The 22250-nt window shown below is 64.9% G+C and carries 26 protein-coding genes and 1 tRNA gene; 12 read left to right on the top strand and 15 right to left on the bottom strand.

Translation table 11 applies throughout. The features are described from left to right. Positions 1–29: 29 nt before the first annotated feature. Both CGU35_RS11920 and CGU35_RS11915 read right to left on the bottom strand, forming a co-directional pair. On the bottom strand, positions 30–356 hold the full coding sequence (locus tag CGU35_RS11920; RefSeq protein WP_100811817.1) for a heavy-metal-associated domain-containing protein: 327 nt from the start codon (positions 354–356) through the stop codon (positions 30–32). A gap of 30 nt (positions 357–386) precedes the next feature. Further along, positions 387–668 (bottom strand): metal-sensitive transcriptional regulator, encoded by a 282-nt coding sequence (locus CGU35_RS11915; RefSeq protein ID WP_100811816.1) that lies wholly within the window; start codon positions 666–668, stop codon positions 387–389. Positions 669–788: 120 nt separating this feature from the next. Here CGU35_RS11915 and CGU35_RS11910 point away from each other — a divergent pair, with 120 nt between their 5' ends. The 3 genes from CGU35_RS11910 to CGU35_RS11900 all read left to right on the top strand — a co-directional run bounded on the left by CGU35_RS11910 (position 789) and on the right by CGU35_RS11900 (position 2261). After that, a complete protein-coding gene (locus tag CGU35_RS11910; protein ID WP_100811815.1) occupies positions 789–1133 on the top strand; it encodes an ArsR/SmtB family transcription factor in 345 nt (114 codons plus the stop codon). After that, positions 1100–1810, top strand: coding sequence for a cation diffusion facilitator family transporter (locus CGU35_RS11905; RefSeq protein WP_100811814.1), 711 nt, complete (start codon positions 1100–1102; stop codon positions 1808–1810). Before CGU35_RS11910 ends, CGU35_RS11905 begins: the two co-directional genes overlap by 34 nt. Before the next feature lie 85 nt (positions 1811–1895). Then, the gene (locus CGU35_RS11900) at positions 1896–2261 is read left to right on the top strand and encodes an ArsR/SmtB family transcription factor (RefSeq protein WP_181003318.1); all 366 of its coding nucleotides are present in this window, start codon (positions 1896–1898) and stop codon (positions 2259–2261) included. Here CGU35_RS11900 and CGU35_RS18600 read toward each other — a convergent pair. Continuing rightward, positions 2237–2383: a hypothetical protein gene (locus CGU35_RS18600; RefSeq protein WP_232711287.1), complete on the bottom strand. Its 147-nt coding sequence runs from the start codon at positions 2381–2383 to the stop codon at positions 2237–2239. The genes CGU35_RS11900 and CGU35_RS18600 overlap by 25 nt on opposite strands. 36 nt (positions 2384–2419) lie before the next feature. Here CGU35_RS18600 and CGU35_RS11895 point away from each other — a divergent pair, with 36 nt between their 5' ends. The 8 genes from CGU35_RS11895 to CGU35_RS11860 all read left to right on the top strand — a co-directional run bounded on the left by CGU35_RS11895 (position 2420) and on the right by CGU35_RS11860 (position 10553). Then, the gene (locus CGU35_RS11895) at positions 2420–3340 is read left to right on the top strand and encodes a cation diffusion facilitator family transporter (RefSeq protein WP_370651699.1); all 921 of its coding nucleotides are present in this window, start codon (positions 2420–2422) and stop codon (positions 3338–3340) included. A 275-nt stretch (positions 3341–3615) separates the two neighbouring features. After that, positions 3616–6351, top strand: a complete 2736-nt coding sequence (locus CGU35_RS11890) for an AAA family ATPase (protein ID WP_100811811.1) — start codon at positions 3616–3618, stop codon at positions 6349–6351. 58 nt (positions 6352–6409) lie between these two features. Beyond that, the gene (locus CGU35_RS11885; protein WP_157813975.1) at positions 6410–7066 is read left to right on the top strand and encodes a hypothetical protein; all 657 of its coding nucleotides are present in this window, start codon (positions 6410–6412) and stop codon (positions 7064–7066) included. A gap of 9 nt (positions 7067–7075) precedes the next feature. Further along, a complete protein-coding gene (locus tag CGU35_RS11880) occupies positions 7076–8248 on the top strand; it encodes a tyrosine-type recombinase/integrase (RefSeq protein ID WP_100811809.1) in 1173 nt (390 codons plus the stop codon). Positions 8249–8724: 476 nt separating this feature from the next. Continuing rightward, positions 8725–9627, top strand: coding sequence for a tyrosine-type recombinase/integrase (locus CGU35_RS11875; protein ID WP_157813974.1), 903 nt, complete (start codon positions 8725–8727; stop codon positions 9625–9627). Next, positions 9627–9702 (top strand) — tRNA-Lys (locus CGU35_RS11870). Before CGU35_RS11875 ends, CGU35_RS11870 begins: the two co-directional genes overlap by 1 nt. 18 nt (positions 9703–9720) lie before the next feature. Then, positions 9721–10221: a hypothetical protein gene (locus tag CGU35_RS11865; RefSeq protein ID WP_157813973.1), complete on the top strand. Its 501-nt coding sequence runs from the start codon at positions 9721–9723 to the stop codon at positions 10219–10221. Continuing rightward, positions 10218–10553: a hypothetical protein gene (locus tag CGU35_RS11860; protein ID WP_100811806.1), complete on the top strand. Its 336-nt coding sequence runs from the start codon at positions 10218–10220 to the stop codon at positions 10551–10553. Before CGU35_RS11865 ends, CGU35_RS11860 begins: the two co-directional genes overlap by 4 nt. 97 nt (positions 10554–10650) lie before the next feature. Here the strand turns inward: CGU35_RS11860 and CGU35_RS11855 are convergent, their stop codons facing one another. The 10 genes from CGU35_RS11855 to CGU35_RS18205 form a co-directional block, all read right to left on the bottom strand. Next, positions 10651–10956, bottom strand: a complete 306-nt coding sequence (locus tag CGU35_RS11855; protein ID WP_100811805.1) for a hypothetical protein — start codon at positions 10954–10956, stop codon at positions 10651–10653. 3 nt (positions 10957–10959) lie between these two features. Next, a complete protein-coding gene (locus CGU35_RS11850) occupies positions 10960–14049 on the bottom strand; it encodes a glycoside hydrolase family 16 protein (RefSeq protein ID WP_100811804.1) in 3090 nt (1029 codons plus the stop codon). A gap of 38 nt (positions 14050–14087) precedes the next feature. After that, positions 14088–14435 carry a hypothetical protein gene (locus CGU35_RS11845; protein WP_100811803.1) on the bottom strand — a complete coding sequence of 116 codons (348 nt, stop codon included), beginning with the start codon at positions 14433–14435 and terminating at the stop codon, positions 14088–14090. Between the two features lie 127 nt (positions 14436–14562). Continuing rightward, a complete protein-coding gene (locus CGU35_RS11840) occupies positions 14563–14865 on the bottom strand; it encodes a hypothetical protein (protein WP_100811802.1) in 303 nt (100 codons plus the stop codon). A gap of 3 nt (positions 14866–14868) precedes the next feature. Next, complete coding sequence (locus tag CGU35_RS11835) at positions 14869–15279, bottom strand: hypothetical protein (protein WP_100811801.1); 411 nt, start codon at positions 15277–15279, stop codon at positions 14869–14871. Further along, positions 15276–16088, bottom strand: a complete 813-nt coding sequence (locus tag CGU35_RS11830) for a M23 family metallopeptidase (protein WP_100811800.1) — start codon at positions 16086–16088, stop codon at positions 15276–15278. Before CGU35_RS11830 ends, CGU35_RS11835 begins: the two co-directional genes overlap by 4 nt. Beyond that, positions 16069–16284: a hypothetical protein gene (locus CGU35_RS18210; RefSeq protein ID WP_157813971.1), complete on the bottom strand. Its 216-nt coding sequence runs from the start codon at positions 16282–16284 to the stop codon at positions 16069–16071. The genes CGU35_RS11830 and CGU35_RS18210 overlap by 20 nt, the downstream gene beginning before the upstream one ends. A 140-nt stretch (positions 16285–16424) precedes the next feature. After that, a complete protein-coding gene (locus CGU35_RS11820; protein WP_100811798.1) occupies positions 16425–17453 on the bottom strand; it encodes a hypothetical protein in 1029 nt (342 codons plus the stop codon). Between the two features lie 16 nt (positions 17454–17469). Beyond that, positions 17470–18228 carry a tail fiber domain-containing protein gene (locus tag CGU35_RS11815; protein ID WP_100811797.1) on the bottom strand — a complete coding sequence of 253 codons (759 nt, stop codon included), beginning with the start codon at positions 18226–18228 and terminating at the stop codon, positions 17470–17472. A gap of 3 nt (positions 18229–18231) precedes the next feature. After that, positions 18232–18555, bottom strand: a complete 324-nt coding sequence (locus CGU35_RS18205; RefSeq protein WP_157813970.1) for a hypothetical protein — start codon at positions 18553–18555, stop codon at positions 18232–18234. Positions 18556–18695: 140 nt separating this feature from the next. Here CGU35_RS18205 and CGU35_RS18200 point away from each other — a divergent pair, with 140 nt between their 5' ends. Continuing rightward, entirely contained in the window at positions 18696–19265 is a 570-nt protein-coding gene (locus CGU35_RS18200) for a hypothetical protein (protein WP_157813969.1), read from the top strand. 116 nt (positions 19266–19381) lie between these two features. On the opposite strand, the gene CGU35_RS11805 is transcribed toward CGU35_RS18200, so the two are convergent. Together CGU35_RS11805 and CGU35_RS11800 are read right to left on the bottom strand one after the other, a co-directional pair. Beyond that, positions 19382–20218, bottom strand: coding sequence for a phage distal tail protein (locus tag CGU35_RS11805; RefSeq protein WP_100811795.1), 837 nt, complete (start codon positions 20216–20218; stop codon positions 19382–19384). Continuing rightward, positions 20215–22250: phage tail tape measure protein (locus CGU35_RS11800; protein ID WP_100811794.1), on the bottom strand; the 2036-nt coding region annotated here is incomplete at its 5' end. The genes CGU35_RS11805 and CGU35_RS11800, both read right to left, overlap by 4 nt.

Here is a 22250-nt window from a genome sequence, read left to right as displayed (position 1 = left end):
TGTTTGCGTTGCGTCGAAGTGTTGTAGGCCTAGTTGTCGGCCAGGGCGTATCCGGCTTCTTCGATAGCTGTTTTGACCGCGGAAGCGTTGATCGGCGTCGAGCTGTGAATGGTGACGCGGGATGCGCCGCCGGCGTGTAGGTCAACGGTGACGTTCTCAACACCCGTGAGGCGGGTCAGCTCCTTGGTGACGCTGGACACGCAGTGCCCGCATGTCATCCCGGAGACGAGAAGTTCTTCCGTCACTGCCGGGGTCACAGCGATCGGGCTGTCGGTGGCTGGGGATGTCGCCGTGGAACAGCAGGAGCAGCTGGCGGCAGTGCTTTCTTTCAGACCGAGGTCGATGGGGTCAGTCATGGGGATGTCCTCCGATGGGTGCGTGGGTGTTTAGGAACGGACCAGACGCGCGATCGCGTCGTTGGCTTCACGGATCTTCTCTGCGGCGACCTGGCCGCCTTCGGCAGATGCCTCCGCGACGCAGTGACGCAGGTGATCGCCCAACAGAGACAGCGCAACCGTCTCCAAGGCCTTCGTCGCTGCGGACACCTGGGTGAGGATGTCGATGCAGTACTTGTCCTCTTCGACCATCCGTGCGATACCGCGCACCTGGCCCTCGATGCGCCGCAGCCGCTGTTGGAGATCGTCCTTGTTTCCGTCGTACCCGTTCATGTGGATACCATACCCCCCTAGGGTATAGAAGCGATACGAGACCGACTGTATTCCCCCAGCCACGCATCCCGCCTTCAATACACGCTCTACTTAATTCAGAATCTCCTGTATTGTGCAAACATGGCTGCTGCGATCACTTCTGCCACGGCGACGCATACCGCCGCGCTTGCCCGGCTGGGACACGCGCTGTCCGATGCCACCCGCACGGGCGTGCTGCTGGCGCTTCGGGAAGCTCCCGCCTACCCGTCGGATTTGGCTGATGCGCTCGGAGTCTCTCGTCAGGTGATGTCCAATCAGCTCGCGTGCCTGCGCGGCTGCGGGCTCGTAGAGGCCGTGCCGGACGGTCGCCGCACCTGGTATCGCCTCGCGGACTCCCACCTTGCCCCCGCCTTGGACGAACTGCTGCGGGTTGTGCTTTACGTCGAGCCCGGATGCTGTGCCGGAGAGAGCTGCACTTGCGCGTGACTACCGCTGCTCCCGCGATCGCCGAGGATCGCCGGCACATCCTGCAGCGCCGGATCCGATGGATCGTCACCGCGACCATCGCCTACAACCTGGTCGAAGCTGTCGTCGCGATCACCGCTGGCGCAGTGGCGTCCTCGGCGGCGTTGGTCGGTTTCGGGTTGGACTCCACGATTGAAGTCCTTTCCGCGGCCGCAGTCGCGTGGCAGTTCACCCGCCGGGACCCGGAGCGGTGGGAGAAGGGAACGCTGCGCGTCATTGCGGTCGCGTTCTTCGCCCTCGCTGCGTACGTGACCGTCGCGTCCGTTCTTGCATTGGTTGGTCGAGTCGACGTCGAGCATTCGACGCTCGGCATTGTCATCACCGCTCTCAGTGTCGTCATCATGCCGTTCCTTTCCGTGGCCGAGCGTCGGGCGGGACGTGAGCTGGGATCCGCCACCGCGATCGCGGACTCCAAGCAGACCCTGATCTGCACCTACCTCTCCGCGGCCGTACTCGTCGGCCTGGTCGTAAACAGCCTGTTCGGGTGGTGGTGGGCCGACGCGGTCGCCGGCCTCGTCATCGCTGCGTTCGCGATTCGGGAAGGTACCGAGGCTTGGCGCGGCGACGCCTGCGCAACGTCGGTCGGCATGCTCCTCGAGGAAGGCCACGAGGGCGTTCAGGGCCGCGACCATCACTGAGCTCTCGGCGTTCGACCCTCGGACTAGTCCGGGCAATCCCTGGTTTGAGGCCGCCGCGCGCTCGGGATGAGTGTAATATCCGCGTATGAGCGCAGATAAGCAGAAATGCGGCTATCGATCGGATAGTTCGTATGTGGAGCTTGCGGTGGAGGTATTCGGGATGTTGGCGGACGCCACAAGGGTGCGGATCATCCTTGCTCTGCAAGGCGCAGAGGAGCTGTCCGTGAACAGCATTGCTGAAGCGGTCAAGAAGTCACCGGCCGGGGTGTCGCAGCATCTGGCAAAGCTGCGTCTTGCGCGCATCGTTGCGACCCGGCAGGAAGGGCAGAAGGTGTTCTACCGGTTGGAGAACGAGCACGCTTCCAGACTGGTCGCGGACGCCATCTTCCAAGCCGAACACTCGCTGGGGGGCACTCCGCGCCACCATCATGCGGATCGAGTCGGCGAATGACAACCGGCCACGAGCACAATGACACCCACCGGCACGAACGCGGTCACGGTGGCCATGACCACCGTGACCGCGACCACGCGCACGCCGATCATGACCACGGACACGGCAGCGATCACAGTCATCCAACAGGGTTCAAGGGGTTCGTTTACGGGCTGTTCGTGCCGCACTCGCATGACGCCGCGGACGCCATCGATGATGCGATGGAGGCGAACAGCTCCGGCATCCGGGCGCTGAAGATCAGCCTGCTCATCCTGCTGGTAACGACCGTCCTGCAGGCGGTGGTCGTCTTCTTCAGTGGCTCCGTCGCGCTGCTCGCCGACACGATCCACAACTTCTCCGACGCACTCACTGCCGTCCCGCTGTGGGTGGCGTTCATCCTCGGCCGCCGCGCGGCGTCACGCCACTACACGTACGGCCTCGGCCGCGCCGAGGACCTCGCGGGGTTGTTCATCGTGTTCGTCGTCGCCCTGTCCGCGATCGTCGCCGCCTGGCAATCCATTGACCGCATCATCCACCCGCAGCCGCTGACCAATATCGGCTGGGTGATCGCCGCCGGAGTGATCGGGTTCCTCGGCAACGAGATCGTCGCCGTGTACAGGATCCGCGTCGGACAGCGGATCGGCTCCGCCGCCTTGGTCGCTGACGGTATCCACGCCCGCACTGACGGATTCACCTCGCTGGCCGTCGTTGCCGGTGGGATCGGTGTGCTGCTCGGCTTCCCCCTCGCTGACCCCATCGTCGGGTTGATCATCTCCGCCGCGATCTTCGTCCTCCTCATTGGCACCGTGCGCAGTATCGGCCGCCGTCTGCTTGACGGAGTGGAACCCGAGTTGGTCGACAAGATCGCGCACGCGCTCGACCACGTCGACGGCATCGACCACGTCGATCGGATCCGGCTGCGCTGGAACGGACACCGCCTCGAGGGAGACGCGATACTCGCCGTCGAGGCCACCGCATCCCGTCAGCAGATCGACGCCATCAGCGCCGACGCGAATCGCAGCGTCCGTGCCCATCTCCCGAACGTGGACGAGTTTCTCGTCAGCGTCCATAGTCCCGAGGACGGACACGCACCTCGTTGATCCGCGTCAGTGTCCTAACTGCGTCAAGCCGATTCCCGTGGGCGATGTGCACTCCGCAGTCTGGTCGTGCGTGAACTGCGAATTGATTCGAACCACCGAGCCTGTCTAGCGACTGCATCTCGACGGGGCCACCTCGAAGCGACCGGTTACTCGAACCAAGTCTCCAGTTCTTCACGTCCAGACCCAAGCGCGCCAGAACAACGCGAGCGACAAACGAGCAATGCACGCAGGCACCATGCCTAGCGGTGACACATCTACGCATGTACTCTTGCCCTATGCGCGGAGGACTCGAGCGGTGGAAGCGGGGAGTGGACTCCCGCGGAGTTCGGAACGCGATCGCATACGCGCTCGAGGGCACCTGCGACGCGCACCTCCAACACTCCAAAGGTGCAGAGGCGCTCGAGGCCTACAGCGAGTCCGGCGACTCGTCAGTGTCGAGACTGGTCGTTGAGCGCGGCATGATTCGTTCGGATGAACTGTCGGCGGACGCACTACGAGTGTGGCTAAGTGGGCGTGACCCGGCCACCGGCGATGAGCGCGGCAATCCGCTTCTGCGCCCAAATGCAGACCTGCTCCTGGACGGCACGTTGAATCACCCGAAGTCCTACAGCGTTGCCGCTTTGCTGCATGCGGACCTCGCGACGGAGTTCGAGGCACTCCAGGACCGACTGCGCGACCGCATCCTCCTTCTGTGGCAGCGAGAGCTGAACGCCCGCCGCGGTCACGGCGGATTGATCCGCGAGTCCATCGTCCGGCTCGAGGTTGTCGAACTTCAACATCGCCGCTCTCGCGCGTTGGACCCACACGCGCACCGACACCTCTGGCTGAACATCAAAGTCCAAGGCAACGACGGCAAGTGGACCAACGTCGATTCGCGTGTGGCGATGAAGTTCCACACGATCATCAACGCCGAAGGAGAGTTGGCCGCGCGCACCGATCCGCAATGGGTCGCTGCCCTCGCCACGCATGGGTACTCCATCGGCGCCGACGGAGAGATCGCGGAACTAGCGACCGCCGTGCGACCACTATCGCGACGGTCCGCGCAGATCGAAGCCAACCGCGCGCGGCTCATCGTCGAGTGGACCGCGGCGCATCCAGGAGCCCATCCAAGCCTGGCCGTGCTGACGCAGATCGACCGGCGCGCGTGGGCGCTCTCACGACCCAACAAGCCCGTCCACCTCGACGAGGAGGACTGGGAGTCAACAATCCGCGACGAGCTCACGGCGATCGACCCGAAGCTGACGAATGCGAGACTTCCGCTCCCGTTCACAGTCGTCGACCTCGCCGGCCTCGACATCGCCTCGCTTGCCGGTGCCGCCGTCGCGGACGCGGATGAACGCTCGCGAGCATCCAGCGGCCGGTTCAGCCGATTCGATCTACGCGCCGGCGCGATCCGTGCCCTATCCAGATCCGGCATCGTCGCCGACCGCGACGCCCTCGACAGCGTCATCGACGACATCGTTGCTAGCGCCGCGCATCTCGTCGCAAGACTGACGACCGCCCGGAATGTCCCCGGACACGTGAAGACGCTCATGGCTACCGACACGATGCGGTTGAAGATCCGATTGGCCGGTCGTTTCGACGCAGTGGCCACCGCCGGGCATTCGCTCACGCCTGGCGAGCTGAAGCGAGTGACAGTATCCGTTGAAGGAGCCGAACGCCTCGACGCTTCACAGGTAGCTGGCGCCTGCGCGATCGCCGGCACCTGCGGACTGGTCACGGTCACCGGCCCCGCCGGAACAGGCAAGACGACCATGCTCCGGGCCGCACTTGCCGCCCTGACCAATCAACACCGACGGATGATGGTCGTCGCGCCGACCCGGAAAGCTGCCTCTGTCGCGGCACGAGAGACCGGCGCCGCCGCCTCGAGCCTGCACGCATTGCTTCACGACTATGGCTACCGGTGGACGCAGAAACCTGGTGAACCACAGATCTGGACACGTCTGCAGCCTGGCGACATCGACCCGATGTCCGCGACGCGATACACCGGCCCGCACAAGTTCGCATTGATGCCGCGCGATCGCATCGTCGTTGACGAGGCCGGCATGGTCGACCTCCAGACCGCGGCAGCCCTCGCCGAGATTGCTGTCGAAAGGGGTGTCGGCGTCGCAATGGTCGGCGATCCTCATCAAGCGCTCCCCGTCGGCCACGTCGGCGCCATGGCGACCGCGGTAAGACACACGACGGCCAACGTCGAACTGGACACCGTGCACCGATTCACGGACCCCGAGTACGCGGCCCTCACGGTGCAGCTGCGGAACCCACGTGACAAAGCCCACGCGCTGCAGATCGCGGACAGCCTTCATGCCCAAGGTCGGGTCATCCGGGTCGAGAGTGCAGACGGCGCTCGCGCGGCAATCGTCGAGCGATATCTGAGCACGCGTGCGCAGCGCGTAGCGGTCGTCTGTGGAACAAACAGCGAGGCCGACGCGATAAACGCATTGATTCAGCAACGCCGTGTTGACCGCGACGAACTCGATGCGACGACGCTGGCGTGGGGGATGGGGGAGCAGCGGCTCCTCCCCGGCGACATCGTGCAGACCCGCCGGAACGACTCTCGGACCGGAGTCGAGAATCGCGCCTCATGGATCATCGACCGCATCCACCCCGACACCATCGACCTCGTCTCGCCCGCAGACAGTGGCGAACGTCGTCGCGTCACCCGCGACTATGCCCTCGAACATGTCCAGCTCGCCTACGCATCGACCGTGCACGGCATCCAAGGAGACACTGTCGACAGCGCCATCGTCGGCCCAGACGTGGACGCCGCTGGCCTCTACGTCGGCCTCACCCGAGGTCGTCGCCACAACATCGCCATCGTCATCGCACGAACAGACGTCGCGGCGAGAGATCGCCTCGCGCAGACGATGCTGCACGGCACCACCGAAGTCACCATCAACGAATCAATACACGCCGCACATGCCGAACTTGCACGCGCGGCGCGAGACCGCGCAACAGGACCCGTCGGGCATGGCGACCTCAAGGCCTCGCAGATTTCCCTAGACCGGTAGGCCACTCTGCGATGCGTATCCATGTCAGAAACACGCATCTCTGTGACAAGATGTGGAGGTGACAACGCAGAGCGTGAGATCGCGTGGCCAGAGCATCGTCGTTGCCCCGGGCATCTCCCTGAAGCCGATCATCGAAGGGTCGGTCGGTGTCGGCCCCGTCGACATCAGCGCGCTCGACGGAACTGAGCGCGCGCGAGCTTCCTTCCGCCTCGAGTACTCCCCCCACGCCGGCCGCTACGAGATCGCGTCCTTCGGCATTGATCGAGGGATGCTCCCACTCGAGGTAAGCGGCGCCTTCCTACGCACCGTTCGCGTCCACTCCATCGTTCGACGCAGTGTCTTGCGATCTCTACCTCTGTGGACATTCCCCGTCTCGATGCTTCGCGAAAGGCGCCGGTTGGGCACATTGCCGAACCCCGTCGAGTTCGAGCTGAACCGCGTCGACTCTCTGCTTCTCACGGCGTTGGTCTACCGGATGGCAGAGATCGCCGACGAGAACCCCGTCGAGGCAGTCGCCGAAACCCTGGGCTTGAAGCTGCGGACCGCGACGAACTGGATTGCTCGGGCACGCGCGGCGGGCCACATGACCACCACCATGGAACAGGCAGCTGTGCGCAAAATCGCGATGGGCCTGATCGAGGCGATGGGGCTCGAACTCGACGTCAGCGAAAAAGAGCACCAGCGATTCTTGGACTCCCTGCGGAAGGAAGAGTAGGAGCAGGCCGTGGGCAGCATCCATCCCTACACATCAGCGGCGGGCAAACGCGTCTATCGGATCAGCTACCGCAAACCGGATGGCCGTCAGGCGACGCAGCGCGGATTCCGCACCAAACGCGACGCCGAAATGCGCCTGGCCGAAGTCGAGATCTCAAAGAATCGCGGCGCGTTCGTCGATCCGGCTGATGCTCGCATCACGATCGGGATTCTCGGGGAGGAGTGGATCTCCTCGCGTCGCGCCGACCTCAAACCGTCAACCTTCCGCAGCACGGAGTCTGCGTGGCGCATCCACGTTCGCCCGAAATGGGATTCCCGCCAGGTCGGCGGGATCCGACACTCCGAGATCCAAGCCTGGATCGCCGGTCTGTCGGCGACCCACAGCCCGACAACCGTGCGGCGTGTACACGAGGTGCTCGCAGGGATCCTCGACGTGGCGCTGCGGGATCGACGCATAGCGGCGAATTCTGCGCGCGGAGTGAAGCTCCCGCGCAAGACTTCGAAATCGCGTGCCTATCTCACCCACACCCAGGTTGCGGAGCTGGCTGGCGAGTCGGCTCGACCCGAACTGGTCGTGTTCCTCGCCTACACCGGGCTGCGGTGGGGTGAGGCGACGGGCCTGCGCGTCCGGCACGTGGATCTCAACCGGCGTCGCGTGAGCGTGGAGGAGAATGCCGTCGAGGTCGGGAGCTTTATCGAGATCGGCACTCCCAAGACCCATGAGAAGCGCCAGGTTCCCTACCCGGCGTTCTTCGCCGAGACGATGAGGCGGCTGGTCGCTGGAAAGAGCCGCGACCAGCTGGTGTTCGGTGACGGGCGCATCCACGTCCGCCGGCCGAAATCGACCACTGGGTGGTTCAACAGCGCCGTCGTCCGAGCCCAGGTGAACTCGGTCGCCGCGATCGAGCGGGCTCTCGACGCGGGAAGGGAACCGCCGCCGCCGTTCCCACGGGTCACGCCACACGATCTGCGACACACCGCGGCGTCGCTCGCGATCTCGGCCGGAGCGAATGTGAAGGCTGTACAACGGATGCTCGGACACGCATCCGCGGCGATGACTCTCGACACCTACGCCGACCTGTTCGATGACGACCTCGACGCCGTCTCTGCGGCGCTTGACAACGCGGCGATCTCGTCGGGTGTTGTCAGATTGTTGTCACGCGGCAGTTTTGGCGGAGCGTAGACCGCCGCGATCCCAGTCGAGAGTAGGGATCGCGGCTGCTGAAACGCGGTGGGCCCCGTGGGGCTCGAACCCACGACCCGCGGATTATCAGGGTGACGTTTCAGAAGTGATCCACCTCGACTTCACCCGCAAGACGCGAGAGGCATGCTGATGGCGACCGTACTCGATCTCGGCAACGGACGCTATATCGCGGGCGACCCTCCCACCACCCTGTCCGAGGGACAGCATTGGTGTGGTTCCTGCGGCGGCAGCGGTCTCGAATATGGGTGGGATGACGAGCTCGGCATCTGCTTCGACTGTTGCGGCACGTGTGTGACGAACTGTACCGACACCGCATGCCCGAACCACAGCACCCTCCACCCGATGACGGCATAGACCTTCCCCAGCATGCCCGAACGCGCTTTCCAGCGTTCCCGTACATTCCTCCACACGCATCCTCAACGTGGAGGACGCATGAACCTCGGGGGAGGATCACCATGAACTGGGAAACCGTTCTGCACCACTTCGCACTACACCAGCGCGCACAGAGCCTGTCGGAGAAGACCATCGCGGAACGGGACCGCATGTTGCGAACGCTCGCCACCATGTCCGGCCGGTCACCGATCCTCGTCGACACGATCGACATGCTCGAGCTACTCTCCCGCAACCACCACCGCACCGGGCAACCGATCTCGGCTGGCACGAAACAGTCCGAACGGTCCTACCTTCGCGTGTGGGGTAAATGGATGGTCGATGAAGGGTATCGGGCGCACGACCCCGCTGCGCGGCTCCCGAAGGTGAAAGTCCCCCGCCGCCGCGCCCGCCCCTTGCACCTCGAGCATGTTGAGTTGCTGCTGGACTCGGGCGCCTACCAACGCACACGCGACATCATCACGATCGCCGCGCTCACCGGGCTCCGCATCGGAGAAGTCGTGAAGATCCGGGGCGAAGACATCGACTGGGTCACGGGAACCATCCGATCGATCCGGAAAGGATCACTCGACCACGCCGTGCAAATGCCGCCACCCGTCCGGTTGCTCGCCCGAGACAAGCCCCGCACCGGATGGTGGTTCCCGTCACTTTACAAAAACGCCGACTTCCCCGAGGGCGGAGGGCATGTGCTTATGAAATCCGCATCCACCGGCATCAGCCGACTCCTCCGCCGTGTGGGGATCGTGGACCCGAAGATCACCGCCCACTCACTCCGCCACTTCTACGCAACCATGCTGCTCCGCGGGGGCGTCAACGTGCGCGTCGTCCAAGAAATGATGGGGCATGCGTCCCTCGCCACCACACAGCTGTACATGGAAGTCACTCAGGACGAAATGGCCGAAGCCTCCAACGTGCTCCCGATGATCGATATCCGGTCACGCTCGGGACGTGGCAGACTAGCGGCCTAGCCCCTATAGCTCAGTTGGTAGAGCATCTGACTTTTAATCAGCGGGTCGTAGGTTCGAGTCCTACTGGGGGCACCATCCGCTATGATCCGGGGCATGAACACCCGAACAAAGCAGGTAGCCGCGAGTGGCGCCGCCATTGGTGTGGTGGCCGTGATCCTGGGCACCGTATGGGCGTTTGGCGCGACGGCGGGCACGGCGAACCCGGAACCGACCGCGACAGTGTCGGTCACACCAGCCGATTTCCGCGAGTTTCAGACCGACGTGCAGGAAGTGATCGACGCGCAGGTCGCGCGGGTCGAAGCGGAACGAGTGGAGGCTGAGCGGGTCGCCGCCGAAGCGCAGGCGGCAGCTGACGAGGCTGCACGGGTCGCCGCGGAACAGGCAGACGCGGCCGCGCAGGAAGCATCCCGGCAGGCAGCGAACCGGAGCGCGCCCGAAGCTCCCGCCGCGCCGGCGGAGCCGGTGCGATGCCCTGCAGGGTCCACGGCGAACTCGAGCGATGGTGTGAACGACACGTCGTGTTTCCCGGAGGAGTGCCAGTTCGCGGTTGAAGGACCGCCACGTCCGCAGTGTGACACGGCGTTCCGGCCGTGAAACGTGTGGCCGGGGCCGGTGTGCTGGCGCTGATCGGGGTGGCCCTGGTCGGGTGTGGGGTGTCGGTCGAGTCTGTTGCGGAGACGTGCGGGGGTGAGACGGCTGGGGTCACGGTGACCGGTGACGTGTTGGAGTATGACGAGAGCCGGGATTCGACGGGCGATGCGTGGATGTGTCTGCTCGACGAGTTCGTGCCCGACGACACCGACCAGTACACGGTCACGCAGTCTCTCACGGGTGCCGCGAATGATGCCCGGTTCGGGGAGTACACGGTCGTGTGGGGTGTGAACTCGCGGGGCGTGCAGATGTCGTTCTGGCGGACCCTCGACTGAACGACAAAACGCCCCCGCCCTGCAGCCGAAGCTGAGGACGGGGGCGTTCGTGTTGCGGGCCCGTTTGGGGACCGGGTGCCGCTGGGGGAGCGGTGGTCTAGCCGAGATCCTGGTTGACGCGGAACCTCGGAAGTGTCTTCGTTCCAGGGAACGTGAACGGGCCTTCCGCGCCGCGCATCACTTCAAGTTCGGTAACGTAGTCACCGACCTCGAGAGTGCCGTCCGTGGAGTGTTCAACCTCACCGGCCGCGGCATCCGTGACTGTGTGGGCCAGTTCGATCACTGGGTCAGGGTATCCTTCGCGTTGTGCGAGAAACCGGACGGTGCACCCAGTCAGGTCCATGTTCGCGGTGGCGGTGATGACGTATCCGACGTCGCCGCGTTTGAACTCTGGGATCGCCATGGGTTAGCTCCATTCGAGAGTGCGCACGGGCCCGGACACCCCGAGCGTGCGAGACGGACCACTGAGTGTCAGGGTGCGTGACGGGCCGGTGAGGACCAACGTCCCCACAACCGGGAACGGGGCGAGGATCAGCGACGTCCCGGCGATCGTGAACGTGTAGCCGAGCGACCCGACCCCTTCGCGTGCCGCGCGCCCCGCACCCGTGAGAGTGAACAGGAACGCGACAGCACCCGCCCCGGTCGCGTCATCGACCGTTGGTGCTTCACCAACCCCGGCCAGTGCGAACGCATAGGCGAGCGCACCGGCAGCCTCACGGGCGGTAGAGCCCGCCCCAGTGACGGCGAACCCGTACGTGAGCGAACCATCCCCGCCGCCAGCCGATGACCCGGCACCGGACAGGGATAACCCGAATGCCAACGCCCCGACGCCCTCACGGGTGGTCGTGGCGTCACCGTCCACGGCGACACCGAACGCGAGCGCCCCGGCCCCGCTCGAGGCGCGTTCCCCTGCACCCGACAGGGCGAACCGGAAGCCGAGCGCACCCGTGCCGGTCGGGATGGACCCGGCCGCACCAGACACGGTGAAGTCGTAACCGACAGCACCAGCACCGGACGAGTCGCGTGCGCCAGTCCCGGCGAGCTCGAAGAGGTATCCGAGCGCACCAGACCCCTCGGGGGCAGATTCGCCCGCACCAGCGAGAGTGAACGCGTAGGCGAGCGACCCGGCACCTGCAGGGGCGGACTCTCCCGCCCCGCTGAGCCCGAAAGCGTAGCTCAGAGCACCGGCACCAGAACGATCCGTTACCCCGGAGCCGCCGATCCCGTACGCGTACGTCAGAGCGCCTGCACCATCCGGTTGGGTCTCGCCCGCCCCGGCCAGGCCGAAACCGTAGCTGAGGCTGCCAGCTCCGCTCCTAACCGTTTCTCCGGTGCCTGTGACTGCGAAAGCATAGGCGAGCGCGCCAGTCCCTTCGGGAGGCGGCGTGCTGGTTGCGCCGTACACTTCAGCGTCGGAGACGCGTACCCAGTCGACGCGCATGACGTTGTCGCTCGGTGTGGTGCCGTCTGTCTGACCGCCCCACCCTGACCCGCCCGTGGCAAGGTTCACGATGATGTGCTGCGGGTTGTCGAACGGCCATGCCCGGCCCGCAGAGGTTGCGGCGGCTTTCGTGTACGAGTCGAGCGTGGTCCCGTCGACACCGAACGTGATGCCCGAAGTCGTCCACGTCGCCCAGAACTCGTAGAAGCCGGCCGAGAGCGTGAGGCTACCGTACGTGTCGTCCTCAACCCACGGGGTCACACCATCGGTGCCGATACCGTGCAACGCCTGAATGAGCGACGTCGCGGGACCGTACGTCTCCATGATGTCGTTCTCACCGATGGCAGGCCACCCGCCGATCCCGACCCGCTCATCACCGAGAGCCCAGAACGCAGGCCACAACCCGACCCCGGCCGGCACCCACACGCGTGCACGGATCTCGCCGTACCGGAACATCGGGACCGACGTGATCCGCCCCGACGTCCACGACGAGGTAATCCCATCAGCCGAGAACGATTCGCGGAGACCGTGGATGCGCAGCTCGGAGCCGGTGAGTTCGAGGTTGTCGGTGCGGGGCGTGTACGCCTGCTCCTCCAGCCGGTTGAACTTCCCCGGTGGCGTGTACGCGGGAACCCACTTCGCGGCGTCCAGAGTGCCCGCGGTGAATTCGTCCTGCCACACAACACCAGACCCGGCAGAGACCGCAGTGAACGGTGGCAGGGACGTGTACGCGACGACCGTCATCGACATCGGGTCAGGGACGCTCGATGCAGAGTCGAGAACGGTGGTCCCGAACGCCCACGTTGCTGAGCCGACCGAACCACCATCACTGTCGGTGGCTGATGCGACCGCATTGAAAACGTAGGGTCCGCCAAGGTCCGCCTGAGTGATGTACTGCGCGAGAGAATGACCACTCGGATACGTCGGCCCAGGGACACCGGCCGTCACACCTGATGCGACACGCGTGACCGTGCATGCCCCACGGGCAAACAGGGTGGGGGCGATCAGGCTGTCCTCAGTGAGGCTGATATCCAGGGCCACTTCACGGTCGTACCCGATGACGACGATCGCTGCGAGCCCTGTCGTTTCCGTCCATGTCGAACCGGGGGATCCGGTCGTGGCAATGTACATGGCCCGGTTCGTGCTCGCCCCAGCGATGTCGGTCGTGAACCCGACGAGCTTCCACCCGGAAGCGGTGGGCGCGTTCGCGGTCGTGGTGAAGTCACCGAACGCCACCGCGATACGAGTGCCCGCACCAGCGGGAGGAGTGATCGACAACGTTCCCGTGGTGATGCGTGTCGCGCCGATCGCTCCCACGATCACGGGGCTGGTCGTCGGGTCAGGGTAGGCGTCCCGGATCCGCATGACCACGACGGGCCCGTATGCGTTCGTCCCCGACGAGAGCGTGGCCGAAGCGGTGACCGTCGTGCCAGACATGGTGCCCGACGACACCGTGGCATACCATGACGCCCCGCCGATGTCGTTGCCGGTGCTCGTGACAGCTTCACCGATCTCCGTTGCGGAGCCGATCGTCAGGCCCGTCGCGGCGAACCCTTCCGACGCCCACGTGACCGTGTCAGACGGGCCAGCGGAGAACGCCACGAGCATGTCGCCTGGGATGACGGCGCCCGCGTAGGCGCTGCAGGACGCGCTGTACCCGGTGCCAGACGACGCGTCCTCACCGATGTACGACACGAACGACACGACACCCGTGGACGACGCAAAACGCATCGCCTGACCGGTGGACGAGTTGCCCGACGTGATCGAGACACTCAGCGACCCTGACTCGGTGCCATCTGCGATCTTCGCGAACACGACCACACGAGTCGGACCCGTGTCGGCACCGTTCGTACCGGACGTGCCAGCCATCTCACCGACACGGGACCAACCGCCGCCCCAACCAGTCGGGGTCGCGACAACCGCGGTAGCGCCCGGCTTCGTCGACACCCGCACCACAGCGAGCTTCCCAGCCGTGAACCCACCAGACGGAAGCGCAATCGACAGGGACGTGGAACCGACAGCTACCGCACCAGCAGCCTCGTAGGAAACGCTCATGTGCCGCTCCTCTCAGAGACTCAAGAAGCGGACAGGTGTCAGGATACGGAGCCGTCTACGGTGATCTCGGTGACTGTGTACTCGCCAGCTGCGTTGAACGCTGTGTCGCCGGTCGGGACGAAGTAGCCGTAGAACGTGCCCGAAGTCCCTGCCGACCAGAGGCCGATCGCAGCGACCGCTTCACCGGACGCGCCGCCCGCGAACGCGAGGGCCGTGGCGAGGTCGAAGTCACCAGCAGAGGCAGCGTTCCAGGTGATCGCTTCCCGCCCCGCGGTGCCCTCATTCGAGCCCGAGGCGTTCGGAGTCGCGGTGTGGGTCGATGCGTGGGTGATGGCAGTCCGCATCGCGGACGCGCCGATGTTCAGAATCGTGGTGTTCAGGGCCATGATGCGACCTCCAGGTCAGTTGATGTGGTGAAGGACGAGCAGAAGAATGGTGAGGTCGAGCACGGCGAGCAGGAAAGTCAACGCCCCAAGAAGGGCGAGCTCACCCGCCCGCCGGGTCGACATGAGGTCACTTGGGTGAGGTGGCGATCTCGAGCGCCGTCGCGGACGGCTTCGTAATCAGCGCGTACGACGCCGCAGCGACAGTGATCGCAAGGATCACGAACACGGGCCACGCGGGCACGACATCGCCGGTCATGAAGTAGTAGAACGCGAGCACGATGACCGTCAGCACGACCGCGACAGCGACTGTGACGACCTTCTTCCACTTCGCGGGCCACTCCGGGCGCTGGATGATCGCCTGCGCGTACGGGGCAAAGAACGCCAGCAGCACAAGCGCGCCGGCCGGGATTGCGGGGAGAGTGATGTCCATGAGCTACTGCTCCTTCGTGTTGGGTTGGGTGTCTTGGATGTCTTTCCGCAACTGCTCATCCGCAGCCGCGAGACGCTCATCTTCTTCCGCGAGCGCGGCGACCTTCTGATACAGGCCCTTCACGCCCCGCTCGAGCCGGTCGCTCGTGTTATCGAGCCGTTTCACACCGGCCTCAACGCGCCGCAAAGAATCGTTCATGCTCGTGCCACCATTGGGATGCAGTTCGTGGTGAATGCTCGAAACCTGTTTCGCCATCGACGGCAACGTGACCAGAGCGTTCACGATCGCGACCGCGTTGGAGATGAACGGCCACAGCTTGATCACGACCCCGATCAGCACGACCACCGCGACAATCCACAGGACCCCCTGCAGCAACGTCACGTCGGGGATGATGACGGCCCAGTCGGGGATCACGTCGCCGCAGCCCGGATCGTTGCCGTGGCCCCGTTGATCGCCTCGCCGGTGCCTTCTTTCGCGCCAACCCTCGCCGCGTCCTTCACATCCGCCACGAACTCCGCAGGGAACTCGCCAGGCCGACCGGAGACTTCCTTGACCAGTTCAGCGCGGCGCCCATTCGCGGCACCCACCAGCAGACGCCAATGCTCATCCGCGAGCGGTGCAGGGTCCGCGTCCATCTCGTGAATGAACTTCGCCGCGGCCCACAACTCCGCATCACGCGGCCACTCAAGGATCTGTGCAGAGAACTCTCCCAGCAGGGCGAGAGCACCACTACCCGACTTGATCGGAAAAGGCATGTCTGACTCCTTCAGTTTCTTCTTCACCGGGACGGGCGGCTCGAACGGTTTCGAGGCACCGCCAGAGAGCGATGTGAAGTAGCGTTCCGGGTCGGAGTGCGCACCGGACTGGATGGTGTCGCCGCCGCCTGTGCGACGCTCACAGTGTGTGTGGACACCGAATGCGAGTCCCGTCGCACCCTGCGGTGCGAGATACTCATTGACGGTGACGCGTTGACCGCGGGCACGGCCGTTCAGGTTCTTGTGGTGCGCGAGGTTCCACACGACATCGCCATTGCGGACGAGGATCGCGTTACCGAACGCGCCCGCATAGCCGGCGAACACGATCGTCCCCGAATCGGGGGAACGATTCCCACGCCCGACACGGTCAGATCCGTAATGGAACGGGCCAACACCGGGACCGATCTCCGAGCCCTTCCGCGGCCCGTACGGTGACGTGACCGGGCCATCAGCGGGTGGGACTGGCATCGTCCACCTCAATCCCGAGCGACTGACGCTGCTCGACCGTCAACTCCGCGTACGGGGGCAACGTCGACACCCACCAGTCATCCGGATCAGCCGCATCGATCTTCGACACGTCGACACGCAGCGCATCCCACGTCTGTGTGGCCTCGGTCTCCCACGGCCAGAACACCTCGAAGAACACGACCGTCTCGCGGGTCATCGCGGCAAGCTGGATCGCATACGCAGCGATCTGATCCAGACCATCCCCACGCCCACTGATCCGATACGTCTCACCAGTCGGTGACACGAACGACTCAGGACCGGACGCAGGCTCATGCGCGACCGTCAACCGATGCATCATCACACCGCGGTCAGGAAGCTCATCGAAACCAGCCCACCAGTCAACGTCCCACCCGTGTCACTAGCAACCTGAAACTCGATGTACTGCCCGACATCCAGAAGCACATCAGCCCACGCGGTCGGCTTCGCAACACCACCACTCGCGTTGAACGTCGACTCGAAAAACGTCGTCGCCCCACTCCGCTGGAACCTCCCAGAAGCAGACGCAGACGCAGCGACATGAGCCGACCCAACAGCCCGGTAACGGCCCTTCACCGTCGCCGTCAACCGCCCCGGGTTACCGACTGACCATGTGACGCCCTTCGCAGCAGACGGCGAGGACAGGGCCAACGTCACCCATGCGCCCCCAGTGATCGTCCCGGCGGTCACGGCAGCGTCCGCGTACGGGAGAACACCGCTGGTGAGCTTCCACGCGCCGTCGATTCGGGTGAACGCCCAGTCCTGATCGATCCGGTACGCGGTTGAGCCGTCGTGGGGTTCCCACGCTTGCAGTTCGGTGTCGTTGCGAACGAGGACCGTGCCGCCCTCCATCGCCGTGTACGGGACGGTTTCTGTGATCGTCACACCCACATCGAGAGTGTTCGCGGCACCCGCATCCACCTGCACGTACCCGAGCTCAAGCGCACCCGCGGGCAGCAGGGCGCGTGCGGCGGACAGGGATGATGTCGATTCGACCTTGTCGATCTGCGGGCCATCAGCCGCGTCGGAAAACGGGGAGTCCGTTTCGCGTTGCTTGTCGAACAGCACCGACCATCGTGACCCCGAAACGGGCGCCGAGGACAACGTCACGGGTGCGACACCCTCATTCGGCATGAATACGGCCCCGTTGCGGTCCAGTACGGCAACATGTGTCGCAACGTTGACGACCATCGTTGCCGTGCCCGACAGTAGGGCGGATGTCGAGATCGGCAGGATGCCCTTCCGCAGCACCCCAGCACTCGACTTCACGACCGTGCCCGCGAGGGCGCGGCGAATGTCCTGGAACGTGGCGGCACCGGAGACGGCCGGCCACCCGTTGACTGCGGTCATGATTCTCCTAGTGGTTTCAGATTCCGGCGGTGTCGAGGCGTTCGACGATCCAACGGAGGACGGACTGTTGCGCGACGACCCACATGCTGTACTCGATGCCCTCGGGTTGCCCATCCGCACCGAAGATCACGAACTGGGAGAGCCCCGCGTCGACGAGACGTTCCGCGATGAACCCGAGCTCAAGCGCTACCGGGTAGCTCGGGTTCCAATCCGCATACGGCGAGGGGAGGGCGGCGCGACGTTCATGCTCCGCGATCTGTGCGATGTACTCGAACACGACCGGTTCGATGGAGAGGACAGCGCGCGGGTCGATCACCGCCGGGGCGATGTTCGTCTTCGCGCGTTCCGACGATGACGCATACCCGATGCGGCCCGTGGAGTCCTCACCCCACAGGGTGCGGCGGGTGCCGGTGATGTTGAACGAGATGATGTCGGGGGCCCGCAACTGCCCACCGACCTGAACGGTGCCCGATGTGGTCACCGACCCGGTCACGTTCACGTTCCCCGACGTCGTCACCGTCGTCGGGGCGATCGCACCCGGGGAGGCGATCTTCGAATCGATCTCACTCTTCGTGTACGTCAACGACGGCACGAGGTCGTTCACCAGGTCTGTGACGGTGGTCACCAGGTTGGCGATGAGCGCCTGCATTTTCTCGTACAACCGGACGAACTGGGAACCATCGAACCGGAGCGCGTCCCGCGTGCCCTTGTCGGTCTCCTCACGGTCCTTGTTCTGCCGCCCGAACCTGGTCGTTTCGGGGACACGGCTCACCATGATTCACCCATCAGCGAGCACCTCATCCGTTGTCACAGCCACCCACCGGGAGCGAAGATTCCCCGACATCGCGGCAACCCGCCGCGGGTGCTTCCCATCCGGGAGGTACGCGTTGTTCCGCAAGATCACGTCAGCGTGGTCGCCGAGGAACAGCGACCCGAGTTTCGGGACCGAGTCGATGTTCGTTTCGAACGTCCACCACTCAGCGGGTGCGGACCCCAGCGCGAGATCATCATCCGCGTACGCGTCCAACGTGTCCTGCTGGTCAACGGTCGAGTGTGCGGACGACAGGGATTCCATGCGCGGGTACCCGCGGTCCAGGAGCATCGACGACGCTTTTTCCGGGAGATCAACGCGATCGCCGCCTGACGCCCACCGGTAGCCCACGCTTCACTGGACATTTCTCGTGCGGAAGACCGCACCCGCAACTTGCGGACAGTGCGTTTCGGTACAGAGAAATCGAACCGGTGCGGGAGTCCCAGACTGCTGATCTGCGGGCGTGTGTCATCCCCGACGAGCACGTTCCATTCCAGGCCGCGCCGGTCAGCGGAGAACTGGGGGCGGAACTCGATCTCTGGACCGTTGACGAGCTCGGTGAGGTCGGTGAGTGCTTCACCCTGCGACTTGAACGACGACGCGTCATACGACTTGTCGTGCGCACCGGTCCCGGCTGGCCCGAACACGAGCGGCAACGCGCCACCCGCGCGCGCGAAACCCTGCTCAAGGATGCCTTGCACGATCGTCGGCCACGAATCTCCGGTGAAGATCGTTGCGACGGCCGGGTTCGGTTTCCCCGCATCATCCCCGGACTCGAGGAGGAGACTGATCGTCTCGACCGCGGCGGGCATGATGAAGCGGCGCATGAGCAGCGACCACATGCCTTCCGCCTCGATGTGGAGGTGGCGGGCGTCGTCGTCGTAGTCGTGATCCCAGATGGGGCCGGCGGCGAAGATGTGTTCGCCTTCACCCAACGCAAGGTAGGTGTGCCCGACTGCGGCGTTCTGCCGCAAGTCGAGACGCCTGTGCGCCCTGGTTGAGAGGGTGACGTCGCAGGACAACGAGCCGGAACGGTTGCGGCGGATCTCCCAGTCGCCGCGGTGTGCGGGGATCGGGATGATGTTGCGGCCCGTGGCAAGGTCACCGACGAACAGTTTCATGAATCAGCGTCCCGCCACTCGGCCGTGAGAACGGGTGTGCCGGTGACGGTGCCGATGCTGTCGAACTGCACGGTCGCTGTCTCCCCGGAGTTGAGAACCCACCAGTCCGCGATCGTCAAGTATCCGGCGATCGGTGACTGTTCGTTCAGCCACACCTGCCCGTCACCGGGACTGAACCGGACCACATCGGTTCCGAGGAGCGGCCACTCGAGGCGGAGTTTCTGGGCGGTCTCGATGCGGGTCAACTCGACCCCGCCCGACATTCCCCCACCGGTCACGGTGAAGCTGGGGATCGTGTCGGTGGTGCCGTTGTTCGTCAACACCACACGCCCCGGGTTTCCGCCACCGATCTGGGAGAACGGGGACGTCACCGGTGACACGACACCAGCCCCAGCCACCGGTAGGCCCGTTGACTGTGTCTGCAGGGGCCCGTACTTGCGAGGGTCGGGCGCCCACAGGGGGATCGAGAAGTCGGCGTAACCGGACTCGTCGATCAGGTCGAAGATGATCGTCCCGACGACACGCACCCGCAACGTGCGGGCCACGCTTGTCGTCACCGTGACGTCAAACCATCCGGCCGACGCCAACCCGACGACGCTGCGGCGCAGCGCATCCCAGTCGCCGCCGGGCACCCGATATTCACCGAACACGGTGAACGTGAGCCCCGGCGATTCCGGGTCGTCATCATCGAACTCGCCGACACTCAACGGGCGTTGCTCTCGTTGCGGGACGACCGTGTACGAGTCGAGCAGGTCGGGCAGGTCACGCAGGTACGGGACCGTGTTCGATGGTTCGTTGACGAGCGTGAAGATGGGCAGTTCGAAGGAGATCACTGCAGCAGCCTCTCCACCGCTTCGACGGCAGCCTGTGCGGCCTTGCGTACCAGCTGGTCCTCGTTCATCCCCGGCGTACCGTGGACATGCAGTTCACCGATCAGCGGGCCACCGGCAGCGCGTCCAGCACCGACCACATCGCCGTCAGCGAACCGCCGCGCCCCAGCCGGGATATACGTCCCACCGAATATTGCGGCAGTCTCAGCCATGATCTGTTCAGATCGGGCCCGCTTCGATACCGCGTGAGGCACGTACGTTTCGCCGGCCGTTTCTGGTTCGTTCCACACCCGCACCGCACCACCACGAGCCATCTGTGCGACATGGTTCTCCCGCACACCGCCGCCCGCGTAGTACTCGACGACAGCCCCGTCAGCGAACTGCCCCAAGTTCACGGGGCGCCCGTCCGGTGCGCGCATCTGCGTGACGTACATGGGGATCGTGCGGCCCGAGTAGTCCCGAATGAAACCGTCCGCCTGTGTGCGTGCGGTCTGCGTGTCCGCGATGATCTTCCACTCCGTCTCGGACGGGATCTTGAAGATCGCATCCGCGAGCGCCTGAGCCTCTTCTTCCGTCGCGCCGAGATCCTTCGCACGGTCGATGAGCGCCTGCCGGCTGGACTCGAGCGTCTGCCGGTACCGGTTCGTGTCACCGTCGAGGTTGAACTGTGCGAGCGCGGCGTCCTGCGCGTCCTTCGCGAGGTCCACGAGCAGCTGCTTGTTCGCGGCGCCCGCTTCGGTCGTGATGTCGAGGGTTTTCGCGTACCCTTCTGTGCCGGCGTTGACGTTCGTGATCTGCTCATCGACCTGACGCAGCGCGTCCTGGTAGTCGATGTTCGAGGTGATCGCGTCCTGCCCGACCCCGTTCGCTTCGTTGATCAGGTCGATCAGTTCCTGCAGCGAATCGGTGAGGTCGTCGGCACCGGAGGACGCTTCAATGTAGGCGTCGGCGGCGTTCTTCGTGACACCCACACCCTCGTCGGTGACCTTGTTCTTCTGCTCCTCGAGGCGGCGGGCTTCGTTGAGCGCGTCACCTTCGGTGCGGATTCCGGTGACGAGCAGGTCGATCTGGTTGATCGCTTCGATCCGGCCCAGCCCGGTCTCTTCCATGACCTTCTGCAGGGCTTGTTCGTCACCGTCAGCAGCTTTCGTGATCGTGGAGAGTTCCTTGAGTGCGTCCGCGTGACCGAGCGCGGCATCCGCGGCCGTGTCGAGCGTGACACCCAACTGTTCCGCAGCGTCCAGGGCTGATCCGCGTTCGAAGAACAGGAACGACTGCTCCGCCTGCAAGTTCGCGGTCGCGAGTTCCTTCGTCGACTTCGTGATCCGCAGGTTGCCCTCTTCGAGGGTGTCCGCGTAGCTCTCCGCACGCTGACGGGCTTCTGCCTGCCGTTGCGCGAGCAACGCGACCACAGCAACCACACCGGTCAGGGCGAGACCAGCGGCGCCACCGAGGAGCGCGGTACGCGCGAAGCTGATGTTCGCAAGATCCATCTGAGCCTTGAGCTCGATGATTTTCACCCGCAAGCCGACAGCACCCGCACTGAAAATCAGGGCAGCAGCCGTCGCGACACCGAGGACGAGCGCGGTCGCCTGCACAGGTTCGGGGAGCTCCCCGTAAATGTCGACGAGCTCGGTCGCTGCCTGCACCATTGTGCGGAGCACTTCGTTCGCGCCCGCACCCGTCTTGATGAACGCGGTATCGAACGCCCCGCCGAGTTTCTCGACGTCACCGGCCAGGTTGTCCTGCTTGATCGCAGCCTGCTCGGCGGCGAACCCGGAGTCGTCGACCTTCTCGGTCCACTCCTGAACCCCGGCGGCGCCCTCCTTGTAGAGGACGTTCGCGACGTTCATCGACTCGTTGCCGAAGATCCGGTTCAACGCGGCTGCGCGTTCTTCCTCGGTCAGATCAGCGAACGCGGTCCGCAACTGCCCGGCAACCCCAGCGAGACCGACGAAGTTGCCTTGCGCGTCGAACACCTCGACGCCGTATTCCTTCATCGTCTTCGCGCCGAGCGCGGAAGGCCCCGTGAGCG

This window comes from Microbacterium sp. BR1 (assembly GCF_002812725.1).
In the GTDB taxonomy this organism is placed as follows: Bacteria; Actinomycetota; Actinomycetes; order Actinomycetales; family Microbacteriaceae; genus Microbacterium.
This window is presented reverse-complemented; position numbering and strand designations above follow the sequence as displayed.

Bases quoted from the DNA above. Each gene is read 5' to 3' on its own strand.
- CGU35_RS11920 (WP_100811817.1), bottom strand. From the start codon at position 356: ATGACTGACCCCATCGACCTCGGTCTGAAAGAAAGCACTGCCGCCAGC.
- CGU35_RS11915 (WP_100811816.1), bottom strand. From the start codon at position 668: ATGAACGGGTACGACGGAAACAAGGACGATCTCCAACAGCGGCTGCGG.
- CGU35_RS11910 (WP_100811815.1), top strand. From the start codon at position 789: ATGGCTGCTGCGATCACTTCTGCCACGGCGACGCATACCGCCGCGCTT.
- CGU35_RS11905 (WP_100811814.1), top strand. From the start codon at position 1,100: ATGCTGTGCCGGAGAGAGCTGCACTTGCGCGTGACTACCGCTGCTCCC.
- CGU35_RS11900 (WP_181003318.1), top strand. From the start codon at position 1,896: ATGAGCGCAGATAAGCAGAAATGCGGCTATCGATCGGATAGTTCGTAT.
- CGU35_RS18600 (WP_232711287.1), bottom strand. From the start codon at position 2,383: ATGACTGTGATCGCTGCCGTGTCCGTGGTCATGATCGGCGTGCGCGTG.
- CGU35_RS11890 (WP_100811811.1), top strand. From the start codon at position 3,616: ATGCGCGGAGGACTCGAGCGGTGGAAGCGGGGAGTGGACTCCCGCGGA.
- CGU35_RS11875 (WP_157813974.1), top strand. From the start codon at position 8,725: ATGAACTGGGAAACCGTTCTGCACCACTTCGCACTACACCAGCGCGCA.
- CGU35_RS11865 (WP_157813973.1), top strand. From the start codon at position 9,721: ATGAACACCCGAACAAAGCAGGTAGCCGCGAGTGGCGCCGCCATTGGT.
- CGU35_RS11855 (WP_100811805.1), bottom strand. From the start codon at position 10,956: ATGGCGATCCCAGAGTTCAAACGCGGCGACGTCGGATACGTCATCACC.
- CGU35_RS11850 (WP_100811804.1), bottom strand. From the start codon at position 14,049: ATGAGCGTTTCCTACGAGGCTGCTGGTGCGGTAGCTGTCGGTTCCACG.
- CGU35_RS11845 (WP_100811803.1), bottom strand. From the start codon at position 14,435: ATGGCCCTGAACACCACGATTCTGAACATCGGCGCGTCCGCGATGCGG.
- CGU35_RS11840 (WP_100811802.1), bottom strand. From the start codon at position 14,865: ATGGACATCACTCTCCCCGCAATCCCGGCCGGCGCGCTTGTGCTGCTG.
- CGU35_RS11830 (WP_100811800.1), bottom strand. From the start codon at position 16,088: ATGCCAGTCCCACCCGCTGATGGCCCGGTCACGTCACCGTACGGGCCG.
- CGU35_RS18210 (WP_157813971.1), bottom strand. From the start codon at position 16,284: ATGACCCGCGAGACGGTCGTGTTCTTCGAGGTGTTCTGGCCGTGGGAG.
- CGU35_RS11820 (WP_100811798.1), bottom strand. From the start codon at position 17,453: ATGACCGCAGTCAACGGGTGGCCGGCCGTCTCCGGTGCCGCCACGTTC.
- CGU35_RS11815 (WP_100811797.1), bottom strand. From the start codon at position 18,228: ATGGTGAGCCGTGTCCCCGAAACGACCAGGTTCGGGCGGCAGAACAAG.
- CGU35_RS18205 (WP_157813970.1), bottom strand. From the start codon at position 18,555: ATGCTCCTGGACCGCGGGTACCCGCGCATGGAATCCCTGTCGTCCGCA.